The organism is Streptomyces sp. NPDC058157 (assembly GCF_042884105.1).
GTDB lineage: Bacteria > Actinomycetota > Actinomycetes > Streptomycetales > Streptomycetaceae > Streptomyces.
On the sequence record NZ_JBHVUQ010000295.1, the window covers coordinates 1 to 6,905 of the forward strand.

Here is a 6,905-nt window from a genome sequence, read left to right on the forward strand (position 1 = left end):
GGCCCCGCAGGCCGCCACCCAGCCCGCCCAGCCGGCCGTGCCCCCGCCCGGCGGGCAGCCCGGCTACGGGTACCCGCAGCAGCAGCCCGGCTACGGCTACCCGCAGCAGCCGCCCCAGCCGCCCCAGCCGCCCCAGCCGAGCACCCTCCAGGCCCCCGCCCCGGCGCAGCCCGCCGCGGGCGGCGGCTCCAACGACCTGCGCAACCAGCTGGTGATCGTCGGCGCGGCCCTCCTCGCGATGGCCCTCATCATCGGCGGCGGCTTCTGGTACACCTCCGGCGACAGCGGCGGCGGCGACAACCCGCCCCCCACCGCCGCGAGCGGCTCGCCCGACCCCAAGGCGCCCGCCCTGGCCGGCGCCGAGAAGGCCCCGGGCAACCCCAAGTCGAAGCCGCTGGCCAGCGCGACCACCCAGGTGCCCGGCTCCGACGTGATCGGCGTCGACGGCTCCTGGCTGACCGACTCCACCTACGTCAAGTCCGACATCGGCAAGGTCGTCGGCTACAACCTCGTCGACGGCGGCAAGAAGTGGGAACTCCCGCTCGGCGCCAACGTCTGCGGAGCCACCCGGCACATCAGCGACAACAAGACCGCCATCCTCTTCCAGGAGGGCCCGGCCACCGCCGACAAGAAGTACCCGCAGTGCACCCAGGCCGGCGTCATCGACCTGAACACCGGCAAGCTGGTGTGGAAGGCCACCGCCAAGTCCGCCACCGGCGGCGACAAGCCGGTGGCCTTCACCGAGATCACGATCAGCGGCCAGACCGTCGCCGCCGGCGGCCTCTACGGCGGCGCCGCCTGGAACCTCGCCGACGGCAAGCCCCTGTGGACCCCCAAGACCGACGCCCAGGGCTGCTACGACCTCGGCTACGCGGGCGGCGAGGCCCTCGCCGTGCTCCGCAAGTGCGGCGGCAGCTCCGACGAGACCCTCTACGCGCAGGCCCTCGACCCCACGAGCGGCGCGCCCAAGTACTCGTACAAGCTCTCCGCGGGCATCGAGTGGGCCGGCATCATCTCCACCAAGCCCCTCGTCATCGCCGCCAACGTCGGCAACACCGCGAAGAACGCCACCAACGTCAGCGACCTCTTCGTCCTCGACGACGCCGGCCAGCTCAAGACCCGCATCGGCCTCTCCTCCGGCAGCTTCGCGCCCCGCTGCCCCGCCACCGAGGTCGAGCAGTGCACCAACATGGTCATCGGCAACGGCAAGGTCTACCTGCCCACGTACGAGCACCAGGGCTCCTCGCCCACCGGCCGCACCAACGAGATCGTCTCCTTCGACCTGGAGACCGGCAAGGCCACCAGCGACCGCGCCGACGCGGGCGAGAAGTACGTCATGTACCCGCTGCGCATGGACGGGTCGAACATCATCGCCTACAAGGTGCCCCCGTACGACGGCGGCGGGCAGGTCGTCAGCCTCGACGGCAAGACGCTGAAGGAGACCCTCCTGATGCAGAACCCGGCCGCCAGCCGGGACCAGGAGTCCGGCTTCTCCCCGGACCGCGACGAGATCCGCTACCACAACGGCCGCCTGTTCATGTCCGAGAGCCTGGCCAGCAAGCCGTACTCCGACAAGGAGAAGGACTACCTGTTCGTCGCCTTCGCCGCGAACTGACAGCCACGCGAAAGCCCCCGACCGGTGCCCACCGATCGGGGGCTTTCGCGCGGTAACCCCCGCGCCCCGTCGAACAAGCGTGTAGCTTGCCGGGTCAGAAGGATCTGGGGTGGGAGCCTTGATGGGCGTACGCGTCATGGTGGTCGACGAGCACCGTCTGCTGGCCGAGGCGCTCGCCTCGGCCCTGAAACTGCGCGGGCACCGGGTGCTCGCGGCGGCCGCTCCGGCGGCCGGAGCCGCCGAACTGGTCATCAGCCGCGCCCCGGAGGTGTGCCTGCTCGGCACCGCCACCCCCGCGGAGCCCGGGGTCTTCGAACCGGTCGTACGGATCAAGCGCGAGCGCCCGCAGATCGCCGTCGTCGTCCTCGGCCCGGTGCCCAGCCCCCGCGGGATCGCCGCCGCCTTCGCCGCCGGCGCCTCGGGCTACGTGCGCCAGGACGAGCGCATCGAGGGCGTCGAACGGGCGTTGGCCAAGGCCCGGGCCGGGGAGGTCGCCATCTCCCCGCAGCTGCTCCAGAGCGCCTTCGCCGAACTCCTCAACCCCGCCGCGCAGCCCGACGACGAGGGCACCCGGCTGCTGCGGCTGCTGACCCCGCGCGAGGTGGAGGTGCTGGTACGGGTCGCCGAGGGCGAGGACACCCGGCTGATCGCGGCCGGCATGGACATCGCACCGAGCACGGCACGCACCCACGTCCAGCGGGTCCTGATGAAGCTGGGCGTCGGCTCCCGGCTGGAGGCGGCCGCGCTGGCCGCCCGTACCGGACTGCTCGACCGGGCGGCGCCGCCCGTACAGCGGGAGCCCCAGCGGGAACCGCAGTGGGAGCCCCAGCGGGAGCAGCAGGGGCCGCAGCCGGCCGGGGCCTGAGCCGCCCCACACACACGGCCGATTTCCCCGGAGGCCCGGAATCCGGTAAGCCAGACACCAGCACGCACCGCCGCGTGCTTCCGTGAGAGCTAGGAGTACGAGTGAGCAAGTACCTGGTCACCGGTGGTGCGGGATACGTCGGCAGTGTCGTGGCCGCCCATCTCCTGGAGGCCGGACACGAGGTCACCGTCCTCGACGACCTCTCCACCGGCTTCGGCGAGGGCGTCCCGGCCGGCGCCACCCTCGTCAACGGCCGCATCCAGGACGCCGCCCGCCACCTGGACCCCTCCTTCGACGCCGTCCTGCACTTCGCGGCCTCCTCCCAGGTCGGGGAGTCCGTCGTGAACCCCGGCAAGTACTGGGACAACAACGTCGGCGGCACCCTCGCCCTGCTCACCGCCATGCGCGAGGCCGGCGTGCGCACCCTCGTCTTCTCCTCCACCGCCGCCACCTACGGGGAGCCCACCGAGGGCGCGCTCACGGAGACCTCCGTGACCGCCCCCACCAACCCCTACGGCGCCTCGAAGCTGGCCGTCGACCACATGATCGCGGGGGAGTGCGCGGCGCACGGCCTCGCGGCGGTCTCCCTGCGCTACTTCAACGTGGCGGGCGCCTACAAGGAGTTCGGCGAGCGCCACGACCCCGAGACCCACCTGATCCCGCTCGTGCTCCAGGTCGCCCTGGGTGAGCGCGAGTCGATCTCGGTGTTCGGGGAGGACTACCCGACCCCCGACGGCACCTGCGTACGCGACTACATCCACGTCGCCGACCTCGCCGAGGCCCACCTCGCCGCGCTGCGCGAGGCGACCCCGGGCGAGCACCTGGTCTGCAACCTCGGCAACGGCAGCGGCTTCTCGGTGCGCGAGGTCATCGAGACGGTCCGCAAGGTCACCGGCCACGAGATCCCCGAGGTGGTCGCCCCGCGCCGGGCCGGCGACCCGGCGGTCCTGGTCGCCTCCGCGCGCACGGCGCACGAGCGCCTCGGCTGGACGCCGTCCCGCTCGGACCTCACCGGCATCGTGACGGACGCCTGGAACTTCGCCCGCAGGCAGCGCTCCTGACCCTCCGGCGGTCCGGGGGCCGCGCGCCCCCTGAGCCCCCCGTGCGCCGGCCCTCCGGTGTCCCGCCGCGCCCCCCGCACCCTCCGGTGCGGGGGGCGCACGCGTGTCCGGTGAGCGCGGTGGACGGGCGCCCTGCGCGGGCGCCCGGCGTGCGTACGCCGGGTGAAACCGTCCCCGTGCAACTGCCTGGGGCACGCGCCGGGGAGGAATTCCGGCTCCCGGGCTTCCGGACAGGCGAAATCCGGCCACCGGAAAGGTCGTTGCGGAGCCCGCGACCCGAAAATCGCTCGGAAAACTTCTGCTATTCGGCCAACCACGGAACGCGGCCCGTCCTACGCTGATGAGTGACGCCGGTGGGGGCCGGTGTTGATTCAGGGGTCGAGACACGCCGGGTACGGCGTCCGGTCCCGGGTAGGTGCACAGAAGTCGCGGCGGCGGCCGCGGCGGCCGGTGGGCCACCCGGCCGGGCGTCGTACCCGTAGTCGTCCGTTCCCCGACCCTTGGGGGTTTTGTGGTTCGCATCCGGGTCCTGGTGGTCGACGACCACCGCATCTTCGCCGAATCTCTCGCAGCCGCGCTCGCGGCCGAGCCGGACGTGGACGTGTCCGCGGCCGGCAGCGGTCCCGCGGCCCAGCGCTGCCTGGAACGCGCGGCCGCCGAGGGCCGCCGTTTCGACGTGCTGCTCGTCGACGCCGACCTCGGCGCGGCCGGACCGCCCGCGGCCGGACCGCCCGCGCCGCCGCCCGCCGCCGGACCGCCCGCACCGGGAACGCCCGGCCCGCCCGGTACGGCCGGCGGGGCGGGACTCGGCGCGGGTGTCGGCGCCGTGCTGCCCGTGCCCGGTCAGCGGGCGCCGGGTGCCCCGTCGCCGCCGGCGGACGGGATCGCGCTGGTCGCCGGGGTGCGCACCGCCCACCCCGGCGTCCGTACGGTGGTCCTGGCCGAGCGGGACGACCCGCGCCGCGCGGCCCTGGCCCTGCAGGCCGGGGCCTCGGGATGGGTGGCGAAGGACTGCTCGCTGTCGCGGCTGCTCGCCGTGATCCGGGGGGTGCTGCGCGAGGAGACCCACCTGGCGCCCGCGCTGCTCACCGGCGTGCTGCGGGAGCTGACGGCCGCCCGCAAGCACCGCACCGACAGCGAACGGCTCGTGGAGTCCCTCACCCCGCGCGAGCACGAGGTGCTGCGCTGCATGGTGGCGGGGCTGGGCCGCAAGGACGTGGCGGCGCGGCTGTTCCTGTCCCCGCACACGGTCCGCACCCACATGCAGAACGTGCTGGGCAAGCTCGGGGTGCACTCCACCCTGGCGGCCGTCGCCCTGGCCCGGCGGGCCGGCGTGCGGCCCGCGGAGCTATCCGGGGATGTTGTCGAACGGAGCGGTCAACTGGCGTAGCAGGCCCGCCAGGTCGACGCGCTCGGCCGTGGAGAGCTGGGCCAGGATCGCGCGTTCCTGGGCCAGCAGTCCCGCCAGGGACTGGTCGGCGCGGTCGCGGCCCTCGGGGGTCAGCCGGACCAGGACGCCGCGCCGGTCGCTGGGGTCCGGCAGCCGTTCGACGAGGCCCTTCTTGGCGAGCCGGTCGATGCGGTTGGTCATGGTGCCGGAGGTGACGAGCGTCTGGGTGAGCAGTTGCCCGGGGGAGAGCTGGTACGGGGCCCCGGCACGCCGCAGCGAGGTCAGGACGTCGAACTCCCACGGCTCGAGGCCGTGCTCGGAGAAGGCCAGCCTGCGGGCGCGGTCGAGGTGGCGCGCGAGCCGGCTGACGCGGCTGAGCACTTCGAGCGGTTCCACGTCGAGGTCAGGGCGCTCTCGCCGCCATGCCGCGACCAGTCGGTCGACCTCGTCCTCCATGCCGATCAGTGTACGGGGTCTGTCGACATGAAGTCTCTTCATTTCAAGAATCTTGACATCGAGATATATTCTGGCGGAGCATGGGCATGGAGGGGGCCGGAACGGCTTCCGCTTCCGTTCGCCCCACCAGTAGGGAGGCTCGAACATGCATTCCGATACCGCGCCGGTCGTGCGCCCCCACGCCATGGACGGCTCCAGCCCCTCCGCACCCGTCTGGGACCCGCACCAGTACCTCCGGCACGCCGGCCACCGCACCCGCCCCTTCCTCGACCTGCTGACCCGCATACCCGAGCTCCCCACCGACCCGGCCGCCCGCATCGCCGACCTGGGCTGCGGCCCCGGCAACGTCACCGCCCTCCTCGCCGACCGCTGGCCCGAGGCCCACATCACCGGCTTCGACCTCTCCCCCGAGATGCTCCGCCTCGCCGACGCCGAACACGCCGGACCCACCCCCGGCGGCGGCCGCCTCGACTTCCGCCACGGCGACATCGCCACCTGGATGCCCGAGGAGACCTACGACCTGATCGTCTCCAACGCCGCCCTCCAGTGGGTCCCCAGCCACCCCGGCTCCTTCGCCGCCTGGATCAACGGCCTGCGCCCCGGCGGAACCTTCGCCTTCCAGATCCCCGGCAACTTCACCGCCCCCAGCCACCGGCTCCTCGCCGAGCTCTGCGACACCCCGCGCTGGCGCGAACGCCTCGGCGGACACGGCGCCCGCTACGTCCACATCCTCGAACCCGCCGAATACCTCGCCCGGTTCACCGAACTCGGCTGCGCCGTCGACGTCTGGGAGACCACCTACCACCAGATGCTCCAGGGCCCCGACCCCGTCCTCGACTGGGTCAAGGGAACCGCCCTGCGCCCCGTCCTCACCGTCCTCGGCGACGACCGCGACGCCGCCGACCGGTTCCTCGCCGAATACCGCGAAGCCCTGCGCCTCGCCTACCCCAGCGGCCCCAGGGGCACCGTGTTCCCCTTCCGCCGCATCTTCGCCATCGCCCGCAAGGAGGCATGACCGTGCTGAGCGCAGTCGACCACGTCCAGCTCGCCGCACCCCCCGGCTCGGAGGACAAGCTCCGCGCCTACTACCAAGGCGTCCTGGGCATGACCGAGATCTCCAAACCCCCCGTCCTCGCCGCGCGCGGGGGCTGCTGGTTCGCCGCGGGCGCGGTACAGCTGCACCTGGGGGTGGAAGAGGACTTCCGGCCCGCCCGCAAGGCACACCCCGGACTGCGCGTCACCGGCATCGAGGAGTACGCCGGCAGACTCCGCGAACGCGGAGCGGACGTCGTATGGGACGACAACCTGCCGGGCCACCGGCGCTTCTACTCGCACGACCCCGTCGGCAACCGGCTGGAGTTCCTCGAACCCCTCCCCGGCCACTGAGCACCACCCGCCCCGGCGGGCCCACCCGCACACGACGGCGCCCCGCCACCGGAAACCCGGTGGCGGGGCGCCGCCCGCCCGCCCCCCGTGACTATCAGCTCGGCCCGTGGCCCACCAGCCCCCGCCGGGCCT

7 protein-coding genes are annotated in these 6,905 nt (G+C 73.4%); 6 read left to right on the top strand and 1 reads right to left on the bottom strand.

Annotated elements, in window-relative coordinates; genetic code table 11:
- The 4 genes from ACFVXK_RS36050 to ACFVXK_RS36065 all read left to right on the top strand — a co-directional run.
- A partial coding sequence (locus tag ACFVXK_RS36050) for a PQQ-binding-like beta-propeller repeat protein (RefSeq protein WP_389620787.1) occupies positions 1-1,615 on the top strand: 1,615 nt, incomplete at its 5' end.
- 121 nt (positions 1,616-1,736) lie between these two features.
- Positions 1,737-2,480: a response regulator transcription factor gene (locus tag ACFVXK_RS36055; protein ID WP_389620801.1), complete on the top strand. Its 744-nt coding sequence runs from the start codon at positions 1,737-1,739 to the stop codon at positions 2,478-2,480.
- A 101-nt stretch (positions 2,481-2,581) separates the two neighbouring features.
- Positions 2,582-3,541, top strand: coding sequence for a UDP-glucose 4-epimerase GalE (galE, locus tag ACFVXK_RS36060; protein WP_389620790.1), 960 nt, complete (start codon positions 2,582-2,584; stop codon positions 3,539-3,541).
- Between the two features lie 511 nt (positions 3,542-4,052).
- On the top strand, positions 4,053-4,931 hold the full coding sequence (locus tag ACFVXK_RS36065) for a LuxR C-terminal-related transcriptional regulator (RefSeq protein ID WP_389620792.1): 879 nt from the start codon (positions 4,053-4,055) through the stop codon (positions 4,929-4,931).
- Here the strand turns inward: ACFVXK_RS36065 and ACFVXK_RS36070 are convergent.
- Positions 4,890-5,387 carry a MarR family winged helix-turn-helix transcriptional regulator gene (locus ACFVXK_RS36070; protein WP_079427661.1) on the bottom strand — a complete coding sequence of 166 codons (498 nt, stop codon included), beginning with the start codon at positions 5,385-5,387 and terminating at the stop codon, positions 4,890-4,892. The genes ACFVXK_RS36065 and ACFVXK_RS36070 overlap by 42 nt on opposite strands.
- A 145-nt stretch (positions 5,388-5,532) precedes the next feature.
- Between ACFVXK_RS36070 and ACFVXK_RS36075 the strand changes: the two genes are divergently transcribed.
- Together ACFVXK_RS36075 and ACFVXK_RS36080 are read left to right on the top strand one after the other, a co-directional pair.
- Entirely contained in the window at positions 5,533-6,402 is an 870-nt protein-coding gene (locus ACFVXK_RS36075) for a trans-aconitate 2-methyltransferase (RefSeq protein WP_389620795.1), read from the top strand.
- Positions 6,399-6,773 (top strand): VOC family protein, encoded by a 375-nt coding sequence (locus ACFVXK_RS36080; protein ID WP_389620798.1) that lies wholly within the window; start codon positions 6,399-6,401, stop codon positions 6,771-6,773. Before ACFVXK_RS36075 ends, ACFVXK_RS36080 begins: the two co-directional genes overlap by 4 nt.
- Positions 6,774-6,905 lie beyond the last annotated feature (132 nt).

Excerpts from the sequence above, each read along its gene's own strand:
- ACFVXK_RS36055 (WP_389620801.1), top strand. The coding sequence starts at position 1,737 with ATGGGCGTACGCGTCATGGTGGTCGACGAGCACCGTCTGCTGGCCGAG.
- ACFVXK_RS36070 (WP_079427661.1), bottom strand. The coding sequence starts at position 5,387 with ATGGAGGACGAGGTCGACCGACTGGTCGCGGCATGGCGGCGAGAGCGC.
- ACFVXK_RS36075 (WP_389620795.1), top strand. The coding sequence starts at position 5,533 with ATGCATTCCGATACCGCGCCGGTCGTGCGCCCCCACGCCATGGACGGC.
- ACFVXK_RS36080 (WP_389620798.1), top strand. The coding sequence starts at position 6,399 with ATGACCGTGCTGAGCGCAGTCGACCACGTCCAGCTCGCCGCACCCCCC.